This window comes from Photobacterium kasasachensis (assembly GCF_050336885.1).
GTDB classification, from domain to species: domain Bacteria; phylum Pseudomonadota; class Gammaproteobacteria; order Enterobacterales; family Vibrionaceae; genus Photobacterium; species Photobacterium kasasachensis.
Map to the genome: position 1 here is coordinate 144,229 of NZ_JAKJSH010000006.1, position 21,441 is coordinate 165,669.

Consider the following 21,441-nt stretch of genomic DNA (forward strand, 5'->3'; position numbering starts at 1 on the left):
CGACAAGGTAACAATAAACCTTAAAAAGCGATGAATCTACCTGATATGTAACTTTTCTTTACTTTGCAGGCTTGTTACAAAAATGTAGGTGTGCTCTTCGTGCTAGTGGTTAGGGTTGGCCGTGGATGATAATGATTTTCCGGTTGGCCAGTATAGCGTCGCCCCTAAAGAAGTGGCGGCTGCTCTGGGGAATGAGGTTTGGAACATCATAGACTTCCCAATACTGCTGTTATTTCAGAACTTGTCTGAAGTTAACGTAGTGGAATAAAAATGCTAATCGTACTCAATACCGCCATGAAATTTTCTCATGAATTGAGTTGTTATATGCGCTATTGTTTATATGCGGTTAGGGTATGTAAGTTATGTCGAGGTATGCAGATCTGATTGCGATTACAGAAATAAAAAACGCGCCATAGGGCGCGTTTTTTGGGCGTAACCGTGACGATTAGTCGGCCAGTTCAGCCAGGCACATTTCGTCGTAGATTTGTTTTACCCACTTCTCTACGCGCTCGTCAGTCAGTTCCGGCTGGCGATCTTCATCGATGCAAAGGCCAACGAAGTGATTGTCGTCAACAAGTGCTTTTGATGCTTCAAACTCAAAGCCATCCGTCGGGAAGTGGCCAACGATAGTTGCGCCGCGGCCTTCTACGATTTCGCGAACCGTACCCATAGCGTCACAGAAGTACTCTGCGTAATCTTCTTGGTCACCACAACCGAAAATAGCAACAAGCTTGGTCGAGAAGTCGATACCTTCCAGCTCAGGGAAGAAGTCATCCCAGTCACACTGCGCTTCGCCATAGTACCAGGTAGGGATACCTAACAGTAGCAGGTCGAAGTTGTCGATATCTTCTTTGCTGCTTTTAGCGATATCTTTTACTTCAACCAGTTTTTTGCCCAGTTGTTTCTGGATCATTTTAGCGACAGCTTCTGTATTACCTGTGTCGCTACCAAAGAAGAGTCCTACACTCGCCATAGTAGAGATTACCCGTATATTAGTTGTTGACCGTTATCCTTGATGATAACGATATACATAAATCTTATCAGGGCGTTGGCCCTGAGTTTCAATGATCACTTGTCAAGCGGTGACACTGGTCACTTAAATGCTCGATGCTGTTTTATCTGATCATCACTAGCTCTGTTGCCTGAGCATGTTCTATTTCATGGTTCGGCTTTGTTGCGCGCTCGACAGTTGCTGAATTCAGCTAAAAATGTTAACCAATGCCTGCGCCTTCCCAGCTAATCTGGATCAGGCCCTTGGTGATAAACCCGGCGCATCCCAGAAAAAGGACAAGCCAGACAATTTTGCGGCCAAATGGTGGCACATTACCCTGCTTCAGTACATCCTTTATGGCCATGCCGATAAAGAAAAATATCGCGGCAAACAACAAGTCCAGCCCAATCGATTCAAGCAGTTCCATGTGCTCATATAACATTTCTGTCTCCTTACAGCAGTTGAAGCCGAGCTAGGCGCGCACTATAACACAGACAGCAGGTGCCTGTTAACGGTATAGGGGGGCTTGATTCGTCCTAAGCCGACTGTAAGAAGTTCAGAATAATACGGTTTACCGTCTCTGGTTTCTCGGCATGCAGCCAGTGTCCGGTGTTCGCCACCATGTGGGCCTTGGCCGAAGGAAACTGGCGCGCAATAGATTCTCTGTGCTCCGGCAGGATATATTCGGAATCCTGGCCCTTGACGAACAAGGTCTTACCTCTGAATTCAGGCACTTCCTGCCACCCCATAATTGTATCGTAATTGGCGATCAGGCCCTCGACATTGAAGCGCCAGCGATAGCCGCTGTCTGTTTTGGCAAACGACTTGAGCAAAAACTGCCGTACGCCCGGTTCGAGCACATGTTTAGCCAGGTGCGTCTCAGCTTCGCTGCGCTTGCCAACAGTGTGTCTGGTAACTTCCCGCAGACCGGCAAAGACATTTTGGTGGCGGTGTACGTGGTAATGGACCGGCGCCATATCAAGGACGATCAAATGGTTAAAGCGGGAGGCGGCCAGTTCGGTCATCGCCATGGCCACTTTGCCGCCCATGGAATGGCCAATGAGCGAGAACCGTTCTACATCACAATGGTCGATGACCTTCAGGATGTCGTCAGCCATTTCGCGGTAGGTAAATGTATCTGAATGGGGGGAGCGACCGTGGTTCCGAAGATCGATGCTGATCACTTTATATTTATCTTTCAACGATCTGGCGAGCAACCCCAGATTGTCGGCACTGCCGAAAAGGCCGTGGATCAAAATGATCGCCTCACCTTGTCCGTCCACTTGGTAATGAAGATTCACTGACTATTTTCTCTTGTTGATAACGCTTTACCGTAGAGTATAACCTCGGATCACGTTATAATCTCACGGTGATTTTCAAACGGAACGATAATGAACACTACGATGAAGAGTATTGAGGTAGACGAAGAGCTATATCGTTATATTGCCAGCCAAACCCAGCATATTGGCGAGAGTGCATCTGACATTTTGCGCCGCCTGCTAATGGTGCCTGAGCAGAGTGAACAGCAGCCTGAAGTGGTTATGCCTGTTCGACCGAAAGGTATCGTGGTAAGTAAAGACGCGGGTAACGTAACGAAAATGGATCGCGTGAAAGAGATGCGATCGTTGTTGATTTCAGATGAATTCGCCGTCCAGGAAAAAGCCATCGGTCGCTTCATGATGATCTTGTCGTCGCTTTATCGTATCGATCCGACAGGCTTTACAGAAGCTGCGGCAATCAAAGGTCGTACCCGCATTTACTTTGCCGAGAGCAAAGAGACACTGCTGGCGAGTGGTAAAACGACCAAGCCGAAAGCAATCCCAGAGACCCCGTACTGGGTAATAACGAATACGAATACTGATCGCAAACGTCAGATGGTTGAGCAGTTGATGGGCAAAATGAGCTTCGGTGCAGATATCATCGACAAAGTTTGCGGTGAAATTTAACTGGCGTTTCGCCTTTTTATTACAAGGATAAGTTAATGGCAATCCATCCTCGTGCCGGGCAGCGTGCCCAGCAAGAAGATATGCATAACATTCCCGCGTTAGTGGCAAATTATTTTCTGATTGAGCCGTGCGTTTCTGAACCACAGCAGAAAGTGGCCTTTGGTACTTCTGGTCACCGTGGAACGGCAGACAAAGGCACCTTCAATCAGCACCATATCTGGGCAATTGCCCAGGCTGTTGCGGAAGTTCGTGCTGCAAATGGTGTAACAGGTCCGCTGTTTCTAGGTAAGGATACGCACGCGTTGTCTGAGCCTGCATTCACTTCAACGCTAGAAGTGCTGGTTGCAAACAATGTGAAGGTGGTGATCCAGGAAGGACGTGGCTACACACCGACGCCGGGCGTATCTCACGCTATTTTGTGCCATAACAAAGCCAATGCTGACAAAGCTGATGGCATTGTGATCACCCCGTCTCACAACCCGCCTCAGGATGGTGGTATCAAATACAACCCTGTCCATGGTGGTCCTGCGGAAGGTGAACTGACTACGGCCATCGAACAACGTGCCAACGAGCTCATTGCCAATGGCATGGTCGATGTTAAGCGTGTGTCGATTGAGCAGGCATTTGCCAGTGAGCTGGTGGTCGAGCAAGAGCTGGTTGCACCGTATGTTGATGACTTGGTCAATGTTATCGATATGGCTGCAATCCAGAAAGCCAACCTTAAAATTGGTGTCGATCCACTCGGTGGTTCTGGCATTGAGTACTGGCGCCAGATTGCCAGCCACTATGGGTTGGATCTGACTCTTGTCGATGAGTCTATCGACCCGTCTTTCCGCTTTATGTCGCTGGATAAAGATGGTGTGGTCCGTATGGACTGTTCGTCGCCTTATGCGATGGCTGGCCTGCTGGCACATAAAGACAACTACGATCTGGCTTTTGGCAATGACCCTGACTACGACCGCCACGGTATCGTTACGCCAGCCGGCCTGATGAACCCTAACCACTTCCTCGCGGTGTGTATTGACTATCTATACCGTCACCGCCCGGACTGGAGCCAGGAAGTGGCTGTTGGTAAAACACTGGTATCCAGTGCGCTGATTGACCGTGTTGTGGCTGATCTGGGCCGTGAGCTGTGTGAAGTACCGGTTGGTTTCAAATGGTTCGTTGATGGCCTGTACTCAGGCGAGCTAGGTTTCGGTGGCGAGGAAAGTGCAGGGGCATCCTTCCTGCGTATGGACGGTACGCCTTGGTCTACCGACAAAGACGGTATCTTGCTATGTCTGCTAGCGGCTGAAATCACGGCTGTTACCGGCAAGAACCCGCAGCAGTATTACGAGGAGCTGGCTGCCAAGCACGGCGCTTCGCAATACAACCGTCTTCAGGCTGTCGCCAACGGTGAGCAGAAAGCGGTACTGAGCAAGCTGTCTCCTGAAATGGTGGCTGCCGAGACTTTGGCAGGTGATGCAATCACCGCTCGCCTGACTCATGCGCCAGGTAATGGTGCGGCGATTGGCGGTCTGAAAGTGACCACCGAGAACGGTTGGTTTGCTGCGCGTCCATCAGGCACCGAAGATATCTACAAGATTTACTGCGAAAGCTTCAAAGGTAAGGAGCACTTAGCCCTTATTGAGCAAGAAGCGCAGGAAATTGTCAGCAAGGTATTTGCCGACGCTGGTCTGTAAGATTATCTAGCGGATAAAAACGTCCTCTCGAGGGCGTTTTTTTATGCCTGAAAAACAGTGATCAGCGGTCCCTGTTATGCGTCGGCCAGTGATCGGGCATCACAAACCAGACTTGGTTATCAGGACTGACAGCCTGTGTCGGAATTGAAAGCTCACTGGTATCAAGATACGTATTGAGGTCCTGATAGCGGGGAGGGCTGATCCAATGGGTTTTACGCAATTGTTTCAATTGGCGATCGGATGCCTGTGACTGGTAACACCAGGTGCCCACCAGGGCATGCGGGTTGATGGCAATACTTGAGCCTGCTGTATTTTTGTCGTGAGGATAAAACAGCCGACCTTGCATAATCAGGCGCTTGACGGCGGGTTGGCCAAAGTAGGGAGCAAGCTGCTGTCTAAAAGCGGGATGATCACAGAGCGTTAATTGGTGTTCCAGCATGCGTGCCGTTTTTTTATCGAGGTTGTCGCTGGCGTTGGGGCCGGGCCAGCTGTGTTGATAGGCAAGGTAGAACTTGATGGCAACTTCCCAGTGTTCAAGCTGGTTTGTGACGGTGTTCATGACCAGAAAATCGACGGCACCGAGAGTTTGCTTGTTCCACGTGAGCTGAACTTCTTCTGCCACTAATCGGTAGTGAGGATGAGCTTCAATCAGCTGTTGCCATAGCCATTGATAATAGAAGCCGAGCCGCCGGTTTCCCTGATACTCGGCGTGCTCAGGAATTTCTGCCTCAGCCCGAAAGGCAGAGAGCCAGCTCTCACTAGCAACTGATGGTGGGCCATCGGTGAGCGACGGGCTAGTAAGAACCGCATTGATGTCGTTTCTAAATTGTTCCTTGCTTGTTAATCTTCTGTAAGTGTTTGACATATTGGGTCTTAATCTACTCGTCAATTTAAATGTTTGGTTGAAAAGTGTGCGTTGTGATGCAGTGTGACGATATGTTTTCGATTATTGTTTATACAGGTTAGACCAGTTGTCGAGGCCCTTATGTACAAGTCATTTTCGCAGATCCGCATTTTTTTTCGTCGGGTGCTTGTTGTGCTTGTTGGCGTCATAAGCTTTCCCGTTATGATCTTTTTATCGGTCGACAAACGTTCTCGCTTCTACAGCTATTTGCATCGGTATTGGCTTAAAACCAGTACCAAGCCGGTATGGCTAGAGGAGTCGGAACACGGCTCGCAAGATCTATATTAGTTACTTTCTTTAGAATATTGAAAAAGCTGCAGTGATGCAGCTTTTTTGATTTCACTCGGTGACGGTTGCTGGTCTTATCCTGAAATCTGCATTTTGAGGAAGTTTGGGTATAGAATAACGCTAACTGAAAAAAGGAAGCGATAATGAATAACCTCAAATTGGAAGCAGAACTGAACATGCTGCTGAGCCCGCACCTGATCAAAGACTATTGCCCGAACGGCCTTCAGGTCGAGGGGAAGTCAGAAGTGAAGAAGGTGATCACCGGGGTGACGGCTTGTCAGGCCCTGATTGATCGCGCTATCGAGGAACAGGCTGATGCGATCCTTGTTCACCACGGCTACTTTTGGAAAGGTGAGCCGGCTGAAATTCGCGGCATGAAGTTTCGTCGGATCAAGGCCTTGATTGAAAACGGTATTAATCTTTATGCCTACCACCTGCCGTTAGATGTTCACCCCAAGCTTGGTAACAATGCTAAGTTGGCCGAATTGCTTGAAATCGAAGTATTGGGTGGAATGGAGGAGGGCAATCCGCAATCTGTCTCTGTTTACGGCCAATTTGAGCAGCCGCTGACAGGGGAAGAGCTAGCCTCGCGCCTGTCGATTGCACTGCATCGCGAACCGCTACATATTGGCGACAATGCCCCGGCTGAAATTAAAACTATCGGCTGGTGTACCGGCGGCGGACAGGACTTTATTGAGCTGGCTGCCCATAAAGGGCTGGATGCCTTCATTTCTGGTGAGATCTCTGAACGGACAGTGCACACGGCAAGAGAATTGGGGATCCACTATTTTAGCGCCGGTCACCATGCCACTGAGCGTTACGGGATCCTGTCATTGGGCGAGTGGCTGGCTGACGAACATAAATTGGATGTTAAGTTCATTGATATCGACAATCCGGTTTAGTGGTTGTGTCATAAAACACCCAATAAAATAAAAGGTTGAGCATTTCTGCTCAACCTTTTGTTTTTGGCTACAACCTGTATCTATAACCGAGAACGACTATTCACGTTCGTGGATCGGGCTGAACTCACGCTGCGTGTAACCTGTGTACAGCTGGCGAGGACGGCCGATACGGTTGCCCGGATCGTTGTGCATTTCGTTCCAGTGCGCGATCCAGCCGATAGTACGGGACATGGCGAAGATCACGGTGAACATAGAAACTGGAATACCGATCGCCTTCAGGATAATACCTGAGTAGAAATCAACGTTCGGATACAGTTTCTTGTCGATGAAGTATTCATCTGAAAGTGCAATACGTTCCAGCTCCATGGCTACGTCTAGCAGCGGATCCTGGATGTTCAGCTCTTCCAGTACTTCATGGCAAGCTTCACGCATTACCGTTGCACGTGGATCGTAGTTCTTGTAGACACGGTGACCGAAGCCCATTAGGCGGAACGGGTCGTCCTTGTCTTTCGCACGATCGACGTACTCAGGAATTTTGTCAACACTGCCAATTTCTTCCAGCATCTTCAGACAGGCTTCGTTGGCACCGCCGTGCGCTGGTCCCCAAAGTGAAGCAATACCAGCAGCAATACAGGCGAACGGGTTAGCACCTGACGAACCAGCCAGGCGAACGGTTGAGGTCGAGGCGTTTTGTTCGTGATCAGCATGCAGAGTAAAGATTTTGTCCATTGCACGTGCCACGACAGGGCTAACTTCATATTCTTCACATGGTGTCGCAAACATCATATGCAGGAAGTTTTCAGCATAATCAAGATCATTGCGTGGGAAGATAAACGGCTGTCCAATTGAGTACTTGTAACACATTGCAGCCAGTGTCGGCATTTTCGACAGCAGGCGGAAAGCCGTAATTTCACGGTGGGTATCGTTATTGATATCCAACGAGTCATGGTAGAACGCGGCAAGCGCACCAACTACACCACACATAACTGCCATTGGGTGAGCGTCACGGCGGAAGCCGTGGAAGAAGCTGGCAATTTGTTCGTGGACCATGGTATGGCGAGTAACTGTGGTACGGAATGTCTCGTACTGTTCACGCGTAGGGACTTCGCCGTACAAAAGAATATAACAAACTTCTAAATAATCAGCGTTATTCGCTAATTGGTCGATCGGGTAGCCACGGTGAAGTAGCACGCCTTTATCGCCGTCAATATAAGTAATTTGAGATTCACATGATGCAGTGGCTAGAAAACCTGGGTCGAATGTGAAGTAACCGTTAGCGCCAAGTTTACGCACATCGACTACATCTGGCCCTTGTGAGCCCCCGAGAATCGGCAGTTCGACTGGTGCTTCCCCTTCAATGTGAAGAGTAGCTTTCTTGTCTGCCATAACAATCTCCTTTGCTTTTTTATAATCCTAATCCAAAGCGGATGTGCATTTGTTGTACCGATTGAGACGCCATTTGTCAATTTTTGTGCCTGTTTGTGTGCGCTTGTTAATAACTTTGGTTGAAAACGTGCAAAATTTCCAAACCGTGTTAGAGGTCATGTAACGGGATTTGTAATTGGTTGTTACGGGGCGTATACTCGCCGCAGGTCTCTGGTTCTGCAGCTGCCAGGAACGAATGCTTAAGTTGTCAGCAATATTAGTCACTTAGGTTGCGTTTTGTTTTTAGGTCCCCGTTAAAACATTATTGCAACCAAAGGTTACAAAGATGTTAAGTTTGTATTTTCTGGCTTAAGCGGATCGGAGAATTCTATAAAAAAATAAAATGCTTCAATGGAGCTGAGTGGGCAAACCGTGAAAGTAAATAAGCCAAGACCTGTCAACCTCGACCTACAGACGATTCGCTTTCCTCTGACGGCGATTGCGTCAATCCTGCACCGTGTATCAGGCGTGATCACATTTGTTTCTGTTGCCATCCTACTTTGGCTATTAGGCCTTTCCCTTTCCTCCCCAGAAGGTTTCGCAAGTGCTGCCAACATTGTTGACAGTTTTTTTGTGAAGATTGTTTTGTGGGGTGTACTGACTGCACTGTTCTATCACATTGTGTTGGGCGTGCGTCACTTAATGATGGACATGGGATATTTTGAAGAGATGGATACCGGTATTGCGAGCACCAAAGTGAGCTTCGCAATCGTAGCGGTTCTAGCTATCTTCGCTGGAGGCCTAGTATGGTAAACAACGTATCGACAATCGGCCGTAATGGTATACACGATTTTATTCTGATTCGCGCAACTGCAATCATCCTAACCCTTTACACCATTTACATGGTCGGATTCTTCGCCTTTGGCCCGGATCTAAGCTATGAAACATGGACCGCGTTTTTCGGCAAGCTGAGCACCAAGGTGTTCACCATGCTGGCGCTGCTGTCGGTTCTGATCCATGCCTGGATCGGTCTGTGGCAAGTCTTAACTGACTACATTAAACCTGCCGCCCTACGAGCAGGTATTCAGTTTGGTGTTGTAGCTGTCCTTTTTGTCTACCTGTTTTCAGGTTTCTTCATTGTGTGGGGTGCGTAAGTGAGCATTGCAGTTCGTGAGTTTGATGCCGTAGTAATCGGTGCTGGTGGTGCAGGTATGCGTGCCGCACTACAAATTTCTGAACAGGGCCTTAGTTGTGCCTTGTTGTCTAAAGTTTTCCCTACCCGTTCTCATACCGTGTCGGCACAGGGTGGTATTACCGTTGCGCTAGGTAATTCACATCCGGATGACTGGCAGTGGCACATGTATGACACAGTAAAAGGTTCTGATTACATTGGTGATCAGAATGCGATTGAATACATGTGTCAGAATGGTCCTAAGTCGGTTATCGAGCTGGAGAAAATGGGCTTGCCGTTTTCTCGTTTTGATAACGGTACGATTTACCAGCGCCCGTTTGGCGGCCAGTCCAAAGAATTCGGTGGCGAGCAGGCGGCACGTACCGCTGCGGCCGCAGACCGTACTGGTCACGCCCTGCTGCATACGTTGTACCAGCAGAATATCAAGCACAAGACGACCATCTTCTCCGAGTGGTATGCGCTTGATCTGGTGAAAAACCAAGATGGTGCAATTCTGGGGTGTACTGCTCTTTGCATGGAAACAGGCGAGATCTGTTACTTCAAGTCGAAGGCAACAATTTTGGCAACCGGTGGTGCTGGCCGCATCTATGCATCGACAACCAATGCATTTATTAATACCGGTGATGGTGTTGGTATGGCATTGCGTGCTGGCGTTCCGATGCAAGATATCGAAATGTGGCAGTTCCACCCGACAGGTATTGCCGGTGCCGGTGTACTGGTGACAGAAGGCTGTCGTGGTGAAGGTGGCTACCTGCTGAACAAAGACGGCGAGCGCTTCATGGAGCGTTATGCGCCGAATGCCAAAGATTTGGCCGGCCGAGATGTCGTCGCCCGCTCGATGATGGTTGAAATCCGTGAGGGACGTGGCTGCGATGGCCCTTGGGGACCGCATATTAAGCTGAAACTGGATCACTTGGGTAAGGATGTCCTTGAGTCACGCCTGCCGGGTATCTGTGAGCTGTCTCGTACCTTTGCCCATATCGACCCTGTTAAAGAACCTATTCCAGTTATCCCTACCTGCCACTACATGATGGGTGGTGTCCCTACCCAGGTTTCAGGTCAGGCCATTAAGCAAAACAGCGCAGGCCAGGATGAAGAAGTACAAGGCTTGTTTGCCTGTGGTGAAATTGCCTCGGTTTCTGTTCATGGTGCTAACCGCCTGGGTGGTAACTCACTGCTTGACCTTGTGGTATTCGGTCGCGCAACGGGTCTGCACCTTGGTGAAACGCTGGCGGCGCAAGCTGAAGCGCGTCCGGCAACTGAGTCTGATATCGAAGCATCCCTAGAGCGTGTCAACCGCTGGAACAATACCCAGAAAGGCGAAGACCCTGTACAGATCCGTAAAGATCTGCAGTCGTGCATGCAAAACAACTTCTCGGTATTCCGTGAAGGTGACGCAATGGCAACAGGTCTCGAAGAGCTTAAAGTTATCCGCGAGCGCCTGAAAGAAGCGCGTTTGGATGATACCTCTACCGAGTTCAACACCCAGCGTATTGAGTGCCTAGAACTTGATAACCTGATGGAAACTGCATACGCAACTGCCGTTGCTGCAAACTTCCGTACAGAAAGTCGCGGTGCCCATGCCCGCTTCGACTTCCCTGAGCGTGATGATGAAAATTGGCTATGCCACTCGATTTACAACCCTGAGACAGAAGAAATGTCGAAGCGTGCTGTAAACATGGAGCCAACAAGTCGTGAAGCGTTCCCACCGAAAGCGCGTACTTACTAAGGTGGAGGGGAAGAAAATGAAACTGAATTTTTCAATTTATCGTTACAACCCAGATGTCGACAATGCGCCACACATGAAAGGTTATACCCTTGATGTGCCTGAAGGCTCCGACATGATGGTTTTGGATGCGTTAATCCTGCTGAAAGAGCAAGATCCAACGCTGGCTTTCCGCCGCTCTTGTCGTGAAGGCGTCTGTGGCTCGGATGGTGTAAACATGAATGGTACTAACGGCCTGGCATGTATTACTCCGCTGTCAGCCCTGACTGGCGAAAAAACGATAGTGATCCGCCCGCTACCAGGTTTGCCGGTGATCCGCGACCTGATCATCGATATGGAACAGTTCTATACTAACTATGCGAAAGTGAAGCCATTCCTTATCGATGACGGTGCCCAGCCGCCAGCGCGTGAAAACCTTCAGTCACCTGAAGACCGTGCTCATCTTGACGGGCTGTATGATTGTATTATGTGTGCGTGTTGCTCGACCTCTTGTCCGTCATTCTGGTGGAACCCGGATAAGTTTATCGGCCCGGCAGGTCTGCTGGCTGCCTACCGTTGGCTAATTGACAGTCGTGATACTGCAACAGATGAACGATTATCAGATCTTGACGACGCTTTTAGTGTTTTTCGTTGCCATGGCATCATGAACTGTGTAAATGTTTGTCCTAAGGGATTAAATCCAACGAAGGCGATAGGCCACATTAAATCAATGTTGCTAAAACGCGCGGTATAAATTAGTCGAATTATCGATATGCTGGCTTCTTGACTCGCTATCGGAAGCCAGCTTTAAAGCCCGGCCTAGAGACCGGCGCAAATGGCGATAACTAGTGGTTAAGGGAAAACAATGCAGAACGGCGTTATGAAGGCTTGGCTTGAGTCTTCACACCTGGCTGGCGCCAATGCAACTTATGTAGAAGACCTCTACGAGTTGTATCTTAGCGACCCAGAATTAGTCGACGAAAAATGGCGTCACGTATTCAGTGATTTGCCTGTGGTGAGTGAAGTTGCTGTCGAGCAACCGCATTCGCGTGTTCGTGATTACTTCCGACGTCTGGCTAAAGAGACAACCCATCTAAGTGCTACCGTCAGCGACCCAGATGTTGATGCGAAACAGGTTAAGGTATTGCAGCTTATCAATGCATACCGTTTCCGAGGCCATCAGCATGCAAACTTAGATCCGTTAGGACTATGGCAGCAGGATCGAGTGCCTGATCTTGAACCTGAATTCCATAACCTGACCGCAGAAGATTTTAACGAAACCTTTAATGTCGGCTCTTTCGCTATCGGCCAAGAGACGATGAAGCTTTCTGAAATCTATGATGCACTGAAAAAAACCTACTGTGGTTCGATTGGTGCTGAGTATATGCACATTACCAATACCGATGAAAAACGCTGGCTTCAGCAGCGTCTGGAATCGGTGGTTGGTCAAGGCGCATTCTCGAAAGACGAAAAACTGACTTTCCTCGATGAGCTAACAGCTGCCGAAGGTTTGGAGCGTTATCTGGGAGCTAAATTCCCGGGTGCCAAGCGTTTCTCACTAGAAGGTGGTGATGCGCTTATTCCGATGGTGAAAGAACTTATCCGTTATGCCGGTACGAACGGTGCCCGCGAAGTTGTCGTTGGTATGGCACACCGTGGCCGTTTGAATATGCTGGTTAACGTGTTGGGTAAAAAGCCGCAGGACTTGTTTGACGAGTTTGCCGGTAAGCACGGTGAATCTTGGGGAACCGGTGATGTGAAATACCACCAGGGCTTTTCTGCGGACTTCGCAACGCCAGGTGGTGATGTACATTTAGTATTGGCATTCAACCCATCACACCTTGAAATTGTGAACCCAGTAGTTGTCGGCTCTGTGCGTGCTCGACAGGATCGTCTTGGCGACAAAGATGGTTCGCAGGTCCTTCCGATTACTATCCATGGTGACTCCGCGATTGCTGGTCAGGGCGTGGTAGCTGAAACATTCAACATGTCTCAGTCACGTGGCTACCGAGTTGGTGGTACGGTTCGAATTGTGGTCAACAACCAGATTGGCTTTACGACCTCGAATCCAAACGATACCCGTTCTACCCAGTACTGTACTGACATTGCAAAAATGGTCCAGGCACCAATTTTCCATGTCAATGCCGATGATCCTGAAGCAGTGGCTTTTGTTACTCGTATCGCTCTGGACTTCAGAAATACGTTTAAGCGCGATGTTGTGATTGATCTGGTGTGTTACCGCCGTCATGGCCACAACGAAGCTGACGAGCCTAACGCCACTCAGCCTCTGATGTACCAGAAAATCAAGAAGCATCCGACTCCGCGTAAGATCTATGCCGATGCGTTGACAGACAACGAGACTGTAGATCTGGAAACAGCGACGTCGCTGATTAACGAATACCGCGATGCACTGGATCGTGGTGACTGTGTGGTTAAAGAATGGCGCCCGATGAAGCTTCATTCTGTCGACTGGGCCCCGTATCTGGGGCACGACTGGACGGTTGAGTGGCCTAATACCATTGAAACCTCTCGTCTCACAGAACTTGCTCAGCGTGTTTGTCAGTTCCCGGAAAGCCACAAGCTGCAAAGCCGGGTCCAGAAACTGTACAACGACCGCCAGGCCATGATCGCAGGTGACAAGCTGGTTGATTGGGGTATGGCTGAAACATTGGCCTACGCTACCCTGGTTGATGACGGAAACCGTATCCGGATCACCGGTCAGGATTCGGGCCGTGGTACTTTTTTCCACCGCCATGCTGTTTTGCATAATCAAAGTGATGCCAGTACCTATGTTCCGCTTGCTAATGTTCACGATAAACAGGGTGCATTCCAGGTTTTTGACTCGGTATTGTCAGAAGCTGCGGTATTGGCATTCGAATATGGCTATGCGACAGCTGAGCCTGGTGGCTTGACTGTTTGGGAAGCACAGTTTGGTGACTTTGCCAACGGTGCCCAAGTGGTAATTGACCAGTTTATCAGCTCCGGTGAGCAGAAGTGGGGCCGTATGTGTGGCCTGACGATGTTGCTACCACACGGCTATGAAGGGCAGGGGCCGGAACACTCGTCTGCACGTCTTGAGCGTTATCTTCAGCTTTGTGCCGAACAGAACATGCAGGTGATTATCCCGTCGACACCAGCGCAGGTTTATCACATGCTTCGTCGTCAGGTGCTTCGTCCGATGCGCCGTCCGCTGATTGTAATGTCTCCGAAGTCCTTACTTCGTCACCCTCTGTGTGTGTCGACGATGGATGATTTGGCTAGCGGTAATTTCCTACCGGCTATTCCAGAAATTGATGACTTGGATCCGAAGCAAGTTAAACGCGTGGTGTTCTGTTCCGGTAAGGTTTACTTCGACCTGCTAGAACAACGCCGTAAAAACGAGCAGACAGATGTAGCTATTGTTCGTATCGAACAGCTATACCCATTCCCGAAAGAAGACGTTGAAGCCGCGTTGGCTGATTACCAGCACGTGACAGACTTCATCTGGTGTCAGGAAGAACCGCAAAACCAAGGTGCCTGGTATTCAAGCCAGCACAACTTCCGTTCGGCAATACCGCAAGGTGCTGCCTTGAACTATGCGGGCCGTCCGGCATCTGCTTCACCGGCTGTAGGTTACATGTCGGTTCATTTGAAACAACAAAAAGCGCTCATCGAATCAGCGTTGACCATAGATTAACAAGAACTGGAACAATAAGGACAAAACCGATATGACGATCGAAATTCTGGTTCCCGATTTACCTGAATCAGTTGCAGATGCGACAGTGGCAACTTGGCACAAGCAGCCTGGTGATGCCGTTACGCGTGATGAAGTTCTGGTTGATATCGAAACTGACAAAGTGGTGCTGGAAGTTCCGGCACCTGAAGACGGTGTTCTGGAAGCAATTCTAGAGACAGAAGGTACTACCGTATTAACCAAGCAGTTGATTGGTAAAATTAAAGCCGGTGCTGTTGCCGGTGAACCTACGGCCGATGTTCCTGCTGAAGCAGAAGCCTCGCCTAACAAGCGCAATACTGCATCACTGTCTGAAGAAACGAACGAAGCACTGAGCCCGGCGGTTCGCCGTCTGCTTGGCGAGCACAGCATCAATGCTGCTGACGTCAAAGGTACCGGTGTTGGCGGACGCATCACTCGTGAAGATGTCGAAGCGTTTGTCAAAGAGGGTAAAGCACAGGCACCTGTTGCGGCACCTGCACCTGCTGTCGAGGCTAAGGCAGAAGCGCCTCTGGCTCACCGCAGTGAGAAACGTGTTCCGATGACACGCCTGCGTAAACGTGTGGCAGAGCGTCTGCTAGAAGCGAAAAATAGTACAGCGATGCTGACTACTTTCAATGAAGTGAACATGAAGCCAATCATGGACCTTCGCAAGCAGTACAAAGACATCTTTGAAGAACGCCATGGCATTCGCCTGGGCTTCATGTCTTTCTATGTCAAGGCTGTTGTTGAAGCGCTGAAGCGTTACCCGGAAGTGAATGCATCGATTGATGGTGATGACATTGTTTACCACAATTTCTTCGATGTGAGCATTGCGGTATCAACGCCACGCGGCTTGGTGACTCCAGTCCTTCGTGACTGTGACAAGCTTAGCCTGGCGGAGATCGAGAAAGGTATTCGAGAGCTCGCTATCAAGGGTCGTGACGGTAAGCTAACCGTTGATGAGCTGATTGGTGGTAACTTTACTATCACTAACGGTGGTGTGTTCGGCTCGCTGATGTCGACCCCGATTATCAACCCGCCGCAATCAGCTATTTTGGGTATGCACAAAATTGCTGACCGCCCAATGGCCGTTGACGGCAAGGTTGAAATCCTACCTATGATGTACCTGGCACTGTCTTATGATCACCGCTTGGTTGATGGTCGTGAGTCGGTTGGGTATCTGGTAACGATTAAAGAACTTCTAGAAGACCCAACACGTCTGCTACTGGACGTTTAATACTTAAAGCTAAGCCGGGCAAGGCTCGACGCCCGGCTTGAACACGGCTTTAGGTATCATTGACGAAGAAATACCCAAGAGTATTTCAGATGGAATAACAAGTCCCAAAGGGATATAAAACGGATAGAACATCATGAATCTGCATGAATATCAGGCAAAACAGCTGTTTGCTGAGTACGGTCTGCCAGTTCCAGAAGGCTATGCTTGTGATACACCACAAGAAGCTGCTGAAGCTGCCGGTAAAATCAGTGGTGACAAGTGGGTAGTTAAGTGCCAGGTCCACGCTGGTGGTCGCGGTAAAGCGGGCGGTGTTGAGCTGCACGATACCAAAGAAGGTATTAAAGAGTTTGCTCAGAAATGGTTGGGTAAAAACCTGGTGACTTACCAGACAGATGCCAATGGTCAGCCGGTTACGAAAATTCTTGTTGAAGAAGCCTCGAATATCGCCAATGAACTGTACCTAGGCGCGGTTGTTGACCGTGGTACTCGTCGAATTGTGTTCATGGCATCGACTGAAGGTGGTGTTGAGATCGAGAAAGTTGCGGAAGAGACGCCGGAGCTTATCCATAAAGCCGCAATTGATCCTTTGGTCGGCCCTCAGCCGTACCAAGGCCGTGAACTGGCATTCAAACTGGGTCTTAAAGGCGACCAAATCAAGCAGTTCACCAAAATCTTCCTGGGGCTTGGCAACATGTTTGCTGATTACGATTTGGCATTGCTTGAGATCAACCCGCTGGTTATCACTGGTGATGACAATCTGCTGTGCCTTGACGGTAAAATTAACATCGACTCAAACGCGATGTACCGCCAGCCTAAGCTACGTGAAATGCACGATCCTTCACAGGAAGACGAGCGTGAAGCGCACGCGGCGCAGTGGGAACTGAACTACGTTGCCCTGGACGGTAGCATCGGTTGTATGGTTAACGGCGCAGGCCTGGCGATGGGTACGATGGATATCGTAAACCTTCACGGTGGCCAGCCAGCCAACTTCCTGGATGTCGGCGGCGGCGCAACCAAAGAGCGCGTGACCGAAGCATTCAAGATCATTCTTTCCGACAGCAATGTAAAAGCCGTACTGGTTAATATCTTTGGCGGGATCGTTCGCTGTGACCTGATTGCTGAAGGTATCATCGGTGCCGTTGAGGAAGTGGGTGTCGAGGTACCGGTTGTTGTCCGTCTTGAAGGTAACAACGCCGTACTGGGCGCAGAGACACTGGCTAAGAGTGGCCTGAATATTATTGCTGCGACTTCCCTAACTGAAGCAGCGGAAAAAGTAGTTGCTGCAGCGGAGGGCAAATAATGTCAGTTCTAATTAATAAAGATACCAAAGTAATTTGTCAGGGATTCACTGGCGGTCAGGGAACTTTCCACTCTGAGCAGGCGATTGAATACGGAACGCAGATGGTTGGTGGTGTTTCGCCAGGTAAAGGCGGTACAACCCACCTTGGTCTGCCTGTCTTTAACACTGTGCGTGAAGCCGTTGAAGCAACTGGTGCTACTGCTACTGTTATTTATGTACCAGCACCGTTCTGTAAAGATGCCATTCTTGAAGCGATTGATGCGGGAATTGAACTGATCGTGACGATCACCGAAGGTATCCCTACGCTTGATATGCTGGATGTCAAAGTTCGCCTGGATGAAGCTGGCGTGCGTATGATTGGTCCTAACTGCCCGGGTGTGATCACGCCGGATGAATGTAAGATCGGTATCATGCCGGGTCACATTCATAAAGCCGGTAAGGTTGGTATTGTGTCGCGCTCAGGTACGCTGACTTATGAAGCGGTTAAGCAGACTACGGATGAAGGTTTCGGCCAGTCAACTTGTGTTGGTATCGGTGGCGACCCAATTCCTGGCGCAAACTTTATCGATGTTCTGGAAATGTTCGAGAAAGATCCAGCGACTGAAGCCATTGTCATGATCGGTGAAATCGGTGGTACGGCTGAAGAAGAAGCGGCAGCTTACATTAAAGAGCATGTCACTAAGCCTGTGGTTTCGTACATTGCAGGTGTTACAGCGCCTCCGGGTAAGCGTATGGGCCATGCCGGTGCGATCATCTCCGGTGGTAAAGGTACGGCTGATGATAAATTCCAGGCGCTTGAGTCTGCCGGTGTTAAAACCGTGAAGAGCCTAGCTGATATCGGTAAGGCACTGCGCGAAGTTACCGGCTGGTAATATTGCACAGCAAAGATGATGAAGACCCGCCACTGGCGGGTTTTTTTGTTTGGTATTACCCTCAAGTTTGTGCAAGCTTGGAAATAAGCGAAAAGGGTAGGCATAAATGAAGTGGCTGAGCGGTATTATCGTCATTGCTGTTAGCTTGCACGTCGGTGCGAAAGAAGACAAAGCCGGCTATGAAGATTGCATACTGGCGCATGTATCCGGAGCGGAAGATACGTTGGCTGCCAACTTGATGACCTACGCTTGCCATCGCCTATATATTGATAACTTTATGCTTTCCGAGCAGGATCAGGGCTATTATCAGTGCCTGCTGGACTTCATGCCTGATGCCAAGAAAGCTGAGATTACACTTCAAATAAAACGCACATGCAATGATAAGCACCGAAGCTTGTTTCGTTAGCTAGGTTAAGCACGACGAATAAAGGCCTTTACAATTTATAAATAGGTGAATAGACTTTAAAGCATTAATTGAACGGTGTTTTTTATTTTTCATGAATTGTTTTAGAGTTGTATTTTTATTGCTTGTTTCGATACTTAGCTTTCAAGTAACTGCAGAGGTTGAGCAGAGTGATCGGTTCAATGAGTATTTTGAGTCAAAAATTGTGCTGGAGACTATTGAAAACCTTGCTGATGACGGATTTATTACGGATAGAAATGCGATTGATGCAAAGGATAAGTATGTTTTTAGCAACGAAGATCTAAAGGCCAGAATGGATGCTTCTATCGCACCGGCGTCAAGTGCTCAAATTGATAAGGAGATCTCTTGGGGCGAGTACATTCACTTTGTCAACCTTCTTAAGTTTTGTGCTGTTATGTTTCTTTTGGTCGCATTCCGAGGATTTGTTGCACATTTTATAAGTAGTATTATCGGCATTATTGCTAGTATTCCTTCCGCGGTATATCAAATTACGCTACTTATGTTCAGTCTGCTCATTACGATCATTCCTGAAGTTTTCTGGGCGTCAGAGACTTTATACCTGGCTCTTTTGGGCAGTATAGCAAACCTAATTATCCTCAGTTGGGTTGGCTATGACTACCATGTAACAGTTAATAAAATCATTAGGTTAATCTCGATTGGAGTTAAGCCGCATGTTTTAGTTCCAACCTATTTGGCGCTGTACTTTGGTTCATTGGCTATCTGGTACCAATCAAATATCTTCGGGGTTATTGCGGTAGCCTGTGTATTGGCGGCAATGGGGTTTGTCATCATATTTTCAGGGTTATGCGTAACTATGGGGGTTGATGATGAGCGGGTTTTGCCCACTTTGATTCTCGTAAACTTTATAACGTTGTTAACATATAGTCTTATCATTATTCTGGGTTATTCCATTCCGTATCTGGAGTATTTTACGGTAGGTGTTGAGTATCTCTGTTCATTGGTACTTGGTGTGTGTTTGCTGATATCCACTTCACCGCTGTATAAACACAGTCAATTCTTTACGCGCGCGATAATCATGATGGTGGTTTCAGGGGGGCTTTCTGTTTGCGGCTCTGTGTTTTATAGCCTAGATGTGATTCCTCAGTTCATTAATACTTTTTTTATGTTGTTTCTATTGGGCTGGGTGGTCGAGCTGACTAAAAAGGCTGGTTTTATTGCATTATGTTTTGTTGTTGGCTGTGCGCTATATGGCTTTGCCATCATGCTTGAACGACACCCGGCATATTTTATTACGTCTTTGATCTGATTATTCGTCAGCGAATACAAAACCAAGCCTGCAGAGATTGTCTGCAGGCTTGATAATGATCGTGATGAATGTAAGCTGGTTAGCCGTCGGCTCGTTTAAACTGGCTGAGAATAAACATTGCAGCGGCTGCAACCACCACGGAAGGACCGGCTGGTGTGTCGTAGTGCCATGACATGGCAAGGCCGATCATTACGGCAACGCAGCCGATCGCTGATGCTAAGCCGGCCATAAACTCAGGACTGTGAGAAAATTTCCGTGCCGTTGCAGCAGGAATAATCAGTAGTGAGGTGATAATCAGCGCGCCGACAAATTTCATGGCAATGGCAATGACCATACCGACCATCAGCATCAGCAACAGACGCATAAAATCGACGTTGACGCCTTCAACCTGGGCAAGCTCTTCGTTGATCGTCATCGACAGCAGAGGACGCCAAAGGAAAGCCAGCAAGGTCATCACAACAGCACCGCCTCCATAGATCCATAACAGGTCGGTAGTGGTGACTGCCAGCAGATCACCAAACAGGTAGGCCATTAAATCGATACGGACATGATCGAGAAAACTGACCGCAACCAAGCCGAGCGACAAGGCGCTGTGGGCAAGGATACCCAGCAGGGTGTCAGTTGCGACATACTTTTGTTTCTGCAGGCCTACGAGGATCACGGCAAGTGCCAGACAGCAGATAACCAGTGCCAGATTGAGGTTGATATTGAACAGAAAGCCGAGGGCAACACCCAATAAAGACGCATGAGATAGGGTATCGCCGAAATAAGCCATTTTTCGCCAGACGACAAAGGAGCCCAGTGGCCCGGCCAGGGCGGCAATACCGATGCCTGCAATAAGTGCTGGCAGGATAAAATCAAGCATTGTGTTTCTCTTGTTGCTCGTGGTGATGGTGCTGACAAGGTCCTACCGGGCTACCGGCAAGATCATGTTCATGATTGTGGTGGTGGTGATACAGTGCCAGCTGCTCACTTTGCTGTGCCCCAAACAGGGCAACATACGAAGGGTGATTGGTGATAGCTTCCGGCGCGCCTGAACAGCAGATGTGATGATGCAGGCAGATCACATTGTCTGTTTTTGCCATGACCAGGTGCAAGTCGTGCGAGACCATCAAAATGGCACAATTAAGCTTATCACGCAGTGACTGGATCAAACTGTATAGCTCTAGCTGGCCATTAACATCTACGCCTTGTACTGGCTCATCAAGTACCAGTAAATCAGGGCGCTGGAGCAGTGCCCGTGCCAGCAGAACGCGTTGCATTTCACCACCGGAGAGCGAATGCATATTACTGTGGTGCAGGTGGGTACCGCCAACCAGTTTAAGGGCATCGATCCTGTCACTTTCGGTATAGCGACCGGCCAGTCGCATGAAACGGTCAACACTGAGTGGTAGTGATGCATTTAGCTGTAATTTTTGCGGCACATAGCCTATCCGGAGTCCTTTCTGACGAATGACCTTCCCTGCTGTGGGCTTGCGTAGGCCGGTGATGACTTTCACCAGGGTTGACTTGCCTGCACCGTTGGGGCCGATCAGGGTGGTGATCTGGCCTCGTTCAAGTTTTATCGAGACTTGATCAAGCACGTGCCGTTCCGAAAAAGTCACGGTAACGGTCTGTAATTCAACTAGAGTAGTCATAAAAAGTGCTTCAAGGTATTTGCCAAAGTGAGATG

At 48.9% G+C, this 21,441-nt stretch carries 22 protein-coding genes; 15 read left to right on the forward strand and 7 right to left on the reverse strand.

Annotated features, from left to right (window positions below; all coding sequences use genetic code 11):
* Positions 1-121: 121 nt before the first annotated feature.
* Positions 122-268 (forward strand): hypothetical protein, encoded by a 147-nt coding sequence (locus L4D19_RS08370; RefSeq protein ID WP_428452094.1) that lies wholly within the window; start codon positions 122-124, stop codon positions 266-268.
* Between the two features lie 177 nt (positions 269-445).
* Here L4D19_RS08370 and fldA read toward each other — a convergent pair whose 3' ends face one another.
* The 3 genes from fldA to L4D19_RS08385 all read right to left on the reverse strand — a co-directional run bounded on the left by fldA (position 446) and on the right by L4D19_RS08385 (position 2,292).
* Complete coding sequence (gene fldA / locus L4D19_RS08375; RefSeq protein WP_428452095.1) at positions 446-973, reverse strand: flavodoxin FldA; 528 nt, start codon at positions 971-973, stop codon at positions 446-448.
* A gap of 238 nt (positions 974-1,211) precedes the next feature.
* Positions 1,212-1,433: a DUF2788 domain-containing protein gene (locus tag L4D19_RS08380; protein WP_075768289.1), complete on the reverse strand. Its 222-nt coding sequence runs from the start codon at positions 1,431-1,433 to the stop codon at positions 1,212-1,214.
* Positions 1,434-1,527: 94 nt separating this feature from the next.
* Positions 1,528-2,292, reverse strand: coding sequence for an alpha/beta fold hydrolase (locus tag L4D19_RS08385; RefSeq protein ID WP_428452096.1), 765 nt, complete (start codon positions 2,290-2,292; stop codon positions 1,528-1,530).
* 102 nt (positions 2,293-2,394) lie between these two features.
* Here L4D19_RS08385 and seqA point away from each other — a divergent pair, with 102 nt between their 5' ends.
* Positions 2,395-2,937, forward strand: coding sequence for a replication initiation negative regulator SeqA (gene seqA, locus L4D19_RS08390; protein ID WP_428452320.1), 543 nt, complete (start codon positions 2,395-2,397; stop codon positions 2,935-2,937).
* A gap of 35 nt (positions 2,938-2,972) precedes the next feature.
* Positions 2,973-4,619, forward strand: coding sequence for a phosphoglucomutase (alpha-D-glucose-1,6-bisphosphate-dependent) (gene pgm, locus L4D19_RS08395; RefSeq protein WP_428452097.1), 1,647 nt, complete (start codon positions 2,973-2,975; stop codon positions 4,617-4,619).
* A gap of 61 nt (positions 4,620-4,680) precedes the next feature.
* Here pgm and L4D19_RS08400 read toward each other — a convergent pair whose 3' ends face one another.
* Positions 4,681-5,484 (reverse strand): DUF1853 family protein, encoded by an 804-nt coding sequence (locus tag L4D19_RS08400; RefSeq protein ID WP_428452098.1) that lies wholly within the window; start codon positions 5,482-5,484, stop codon positions 4,681-4,683.
* A 120-nt stretch (positions 5,485-5,604) separates the two neighbouring features.
* Between L4D19_RS08400 and L4D19_RS08405 the strand changes: the two genes are divergently transcribed.
* On the forward strand, positions 5,605-5,811 hold the full coding sequence (locus L4D19_RS08405; protein WP_428452099.1) for a DUF2517 family protein: 207 nt from the start codon (positions 5,605-5,607) through the stop codon (positions 5,809-5,811).
* A 143-nt stretch (positions 5,812-5,954) separates the two neighbouring features.
* Positions 5,955-6,713: a Nif3-like dinuclear metal center hexameric protein gene (locus L4D19_RS08410; protein ID WP_428452100.1), complete on the forward strand. Its 759-nt coding sequence runs from the start codon at positions 5,955-5,957 to the stop codon at positions 6,711-6,713.
* Between the two features lie 96 nt (positions 6,714-6,809).
* On the opposite strand, the gene L4D19_RS08415 is transcribed toward L4D19_RS08410, so the two are convergent.
* Positions 6,810-8,099 carry a citrate synthase gene (locus L4D19_RS08415; protein WP_160650501.1) on the reverse strand — a complete coding sequence of 430 codons (1,290 nt, stop codon included), beginning with the start codon at positions 8,097-8,099 and terminating at the stop codon, positions 6,810-6,812.
* Positions 8,100-8,489: 390 nt separating this feature from the next.
* Here L4D19_RS08415 and sdhC point away from each other — a divergent pair, with 390 nt between their 5' ends.
* The 10 genes from sdhC to L4D19_RS08465 all read left to right on the forward strand — a co-directional run bounded on the left by sdhC (position 8,490) and on the right by L4D19_RS08465 (position 19,769).
* Positions 8,490-8,891 carry a succinate dehydrogenase cytochrome b556 subunit gene (sdhC, locus tag L4D19_RS08420; RefSeq protein ID WP_428452101.1) on the forward strand — a complete coding sequence of 134 codons (402 nt, stop codon included), beginning with the start codon at positions 8,490-8,492 and terminating at the stop codon, positions 8,889-8,891.
* The gene (sdhD, locus tag L4D19_RS08425) at positions 8,885-9,232 is read left to right on the forward strand and encodes a succinate dehydrogenase, hydrophobic membrane anchor protein (protein WP_160650497.1); all 348 of its coding nucleotides are present in this window, start codon (positions 8,885-8,887) and stop codon (positions 9,230-9,232) included. Before sdhC ends, sdhD begins: the two co-directional genes overlap by 7 nt.
* Positions 9,233-10,999 carry a succinate dehydrogenase flavoprotein subunit gene (sdhA, locus tag L4D19_RS08430; protein WP_428452102.1) on the forward strand — a complete coding sequence of 589 codons (1,767 nt, stop codon included), beginning with the start codon at positions 9,233-9,235 and terminating at the stop codon, positions 10,997-10,999.
* 16 nt (positions 11,000-11,015) lie between these two features.
* A complete protein-coding gene (locus L4D19_RS08435) occupies positions 11,016-11,729 on the forward strand; it encodes a succinate dehydrogenase iron-sulfur subunit (protein WP_428452103.1) in 714 nt (237 codons plus the stop codon).
* A 111-nt stretch (positions 11,730-11,840) separates the two neighbouring features.
* On the forward strand, positions 11,841-14,651 hold the full coding sequence (sucA, locus tag L4D19_RS08440) for a 2-oxoglutarate dehydrogenase E1 component (RefSeq protein ID WP_428452104.1): 2,811 nt from the start codon (positions 11,841-11,843) through the stop codon (positions 14,649-14,651).
* A gap of 31 nt (positions 14,652-14,682) precedes the next feature.
* On the forward strand, positions 14,683-15,906 hold the full coding sequence (gene odhB, locus L4D19_RS08445; RefSeq protein ID WP_160650489.1) for a 2-oxoglutarate dehydrogenase complex dihydrolipoyllysine-residue succinyltransferase: 1,224 nt from the start codon (positions 14,683-14,685) through the stop codon (positions 15,904-15,906).
* A 133-nt stretch (positions 15,907-16,039) separates the two neighbouring features.
* Entirely contained in the window at positions 16,040-17,206 is a 1,167-nt protein-coding gene (sucC, locus tag L4D19_RS08450; protein ID WP_075768302.1) for an ADP-forming succinate--CoA ligase subunit beta, read from the forward strand.
* The gene (gene sucD / locus L4D19_RS08455; protein WP_075768303.1) at positions 17,206-18,078 is read left to right on the forward strand and encodes a succinate--CoA ligase subunit alpha; all 873 of its coding nucleotides are present in this window, start codon (positions 17,206-17,208) and stop codon (positions 18,076-18,078) included. The genes sucC and sucD overlap by 1 nt, the downstream gene beginning before the upstream one ends.
* Positions 18,079-18,184: 106 nt before the next feature.
* Positions 18,185-18,484, forward strand: coding sequence for a VF_A0006 family four-cysteine protein (locus L4D19_RS08460; protein WP_428452105.1), 300 nt, complete (start codon positions 18,185-18,187; stop codon positions 18,482-18,484).
* A gap of 91 nt (positions 18,485-18,575) precedes the next feature.
* On the forward strand, positions 18,576-19,769 hold the full coding sequence (locus L4D19_RS08465) for a hypothetical protein (protein ID WP_428452106.1): 1,194 nt from the start codon (positions 18,576-18,578) through the stop codon (positions 19,767-19,769).
* 79 nt (positions 19,770-19,848) lie between these two features.
* On the opposite strand, the gene znuB is transcribed toward L4D19_RS08465, so the two are convergent.
* Positions 19,849-20,634: a zinc ABC transporter permease subunit ZnuB gene (znuB, locus tag L4D19_RS08470; RefSeq protein ID WP_428452107.1), complete on the reverse strand. Its 786-nt coding sequence runs from the start codon at positions 20,632-20,634 to the stop codon at positions 19,849-19,851.
* On the reverse strand, positions 20,627-21,406 hold the full coding sequence (gene znuC, locus L4D19_RS08475; protein WP_428452108.1) for a zinc ABC transporter ATP-binding protein ZnuC: 780 nt from the start codon (positions 21,404-21,406) through the stop codon (positions 20,627-20,629). The genes znuB and znuC overlap by 8 nt, the downstream gene beginning before the upstream one ends.
* Positions 21,407-21,441 lie beyond the last annotated feature (35 nt).

Coding starts and splice junctions, on each gene's coding strand:
- L4D19_RS08460 (WP_428452105.1), top strand. CDS start 18,185: ATGAAGTGGCTGAGCGGTATTATCGTCATTGCTGTTAGCTTGCACGTC.
- pgm (WP_428452097.1), top strand. CDS start 2,973: ATGGCAATCCATCCTCGTGCCGGGCAGCGTGCCCAGCAAGAAGATATG.
- seqA (WP_428452320.1), top strand. CDS start 2,395: ATGAAGAGTATTGAGGTAGACGAAGAGCTATATCGTTATATTGCCAGC.
- znuB (WP_428452107.1), bottom strand. CDS start 20,634: ATGCTTGATTTTATCCTGCCAGCACTTATTGCAGGCATCGGTATTGCC.
- sdhC (WP_428452101.1), top strand. CDS start 8,490: ATGGAGCTGAGTGGGCAAACCGTGAAAGTAAATAAGCCAAGACCTGTC.
- L4D19_RS08400 (WP_428452098.1), bottom strand. CDS start 5,484: ATGTCAAACACTTACAGAAGATTAACAAGCAAGGAACAATTTAGAAAC.
- L4D19_RS08435 (WP_428452103.1), top strand. CDS start 11,016: ATGAAACTGAATTTTTCAATTTATCGTTACAACCCAGATGTCGACAAT.
- L4D19_RS08410 (WP_428452100.1), top strand. CDS start 5,955: ATGAATAACCTCAAATTGGAAGCAGAACTGAACATGCTGCTGAGCCCG.
- znuC (WP_428452108.1), bottom strand. CDS start 21,406: ATGACTACTCTAGTTGAATTACAGACCGTTACCGTGACTTTTTCGGAA.
- sdhD (WP_160650497.1), top strand. CDS start 8,885: ATGGTAAACAACGTATCGACAATCGGCCGTAATGGTATACACGATTTT.
- sucD (WP_075768303.1), top strand. CDS start 17,206: ATGTCAGTTCTAATTAATAAAGATACCAAAGTAATTTGTCAGGGATTC.
- fldA (WP_428452095.1), bottom strand. CDS start 973: ATGGCGAGTGTAGGACTCTTCTTTGGTAGCGACACAGGTAATACAGAA.
- sucA (WP_428452104.1), top strand. CDS start 11,841: ATGCAGAACGGCGTTATGAAGGCTTGGCTTGAGTCTTCACACCTGGCT.
- sucC (WP_075768302.1), top strand. CDS start 16,040: ATGAATCTGCATGAATATCAGGCAAAACAGCTGTTTGCTGAGTACGGT.
- L4D19_RS08405 (WP_428452099.1), top strand. CDS start 5,605: ATGTACAAGTCATTTTCGCAGATCCGCATTTTTTTTCGTCGGGTGCTT.
- L4D19_RS08415 (WP_160650501.1), bottom strand. CDS start 8,099: ATGGCAGACAAGAAAGCTACTCTTCACATTGAAGGGGAAGCACCAGTC.
- L4D19_RS08380 (WP_075768289.1), bottom strand. CDS start 1,433: ATGTTATATGAGCACATGGAACTGCTTGAATCGATTGGGCTGGACTTG.
- odhB (WP_160650489.1), top strand. CDS start 14,683: ATGACGATCGAAATTCTGGTTCCCGATTTACCTGAATCAGTTGCAGAT.
- L4D19_RS08465 (WP_428452106.1), top strand. CDS start 18,576: ATGAATTGTTTTAGAGTTGTATTTTTATTGCTTGTTTCGATACTTAGC.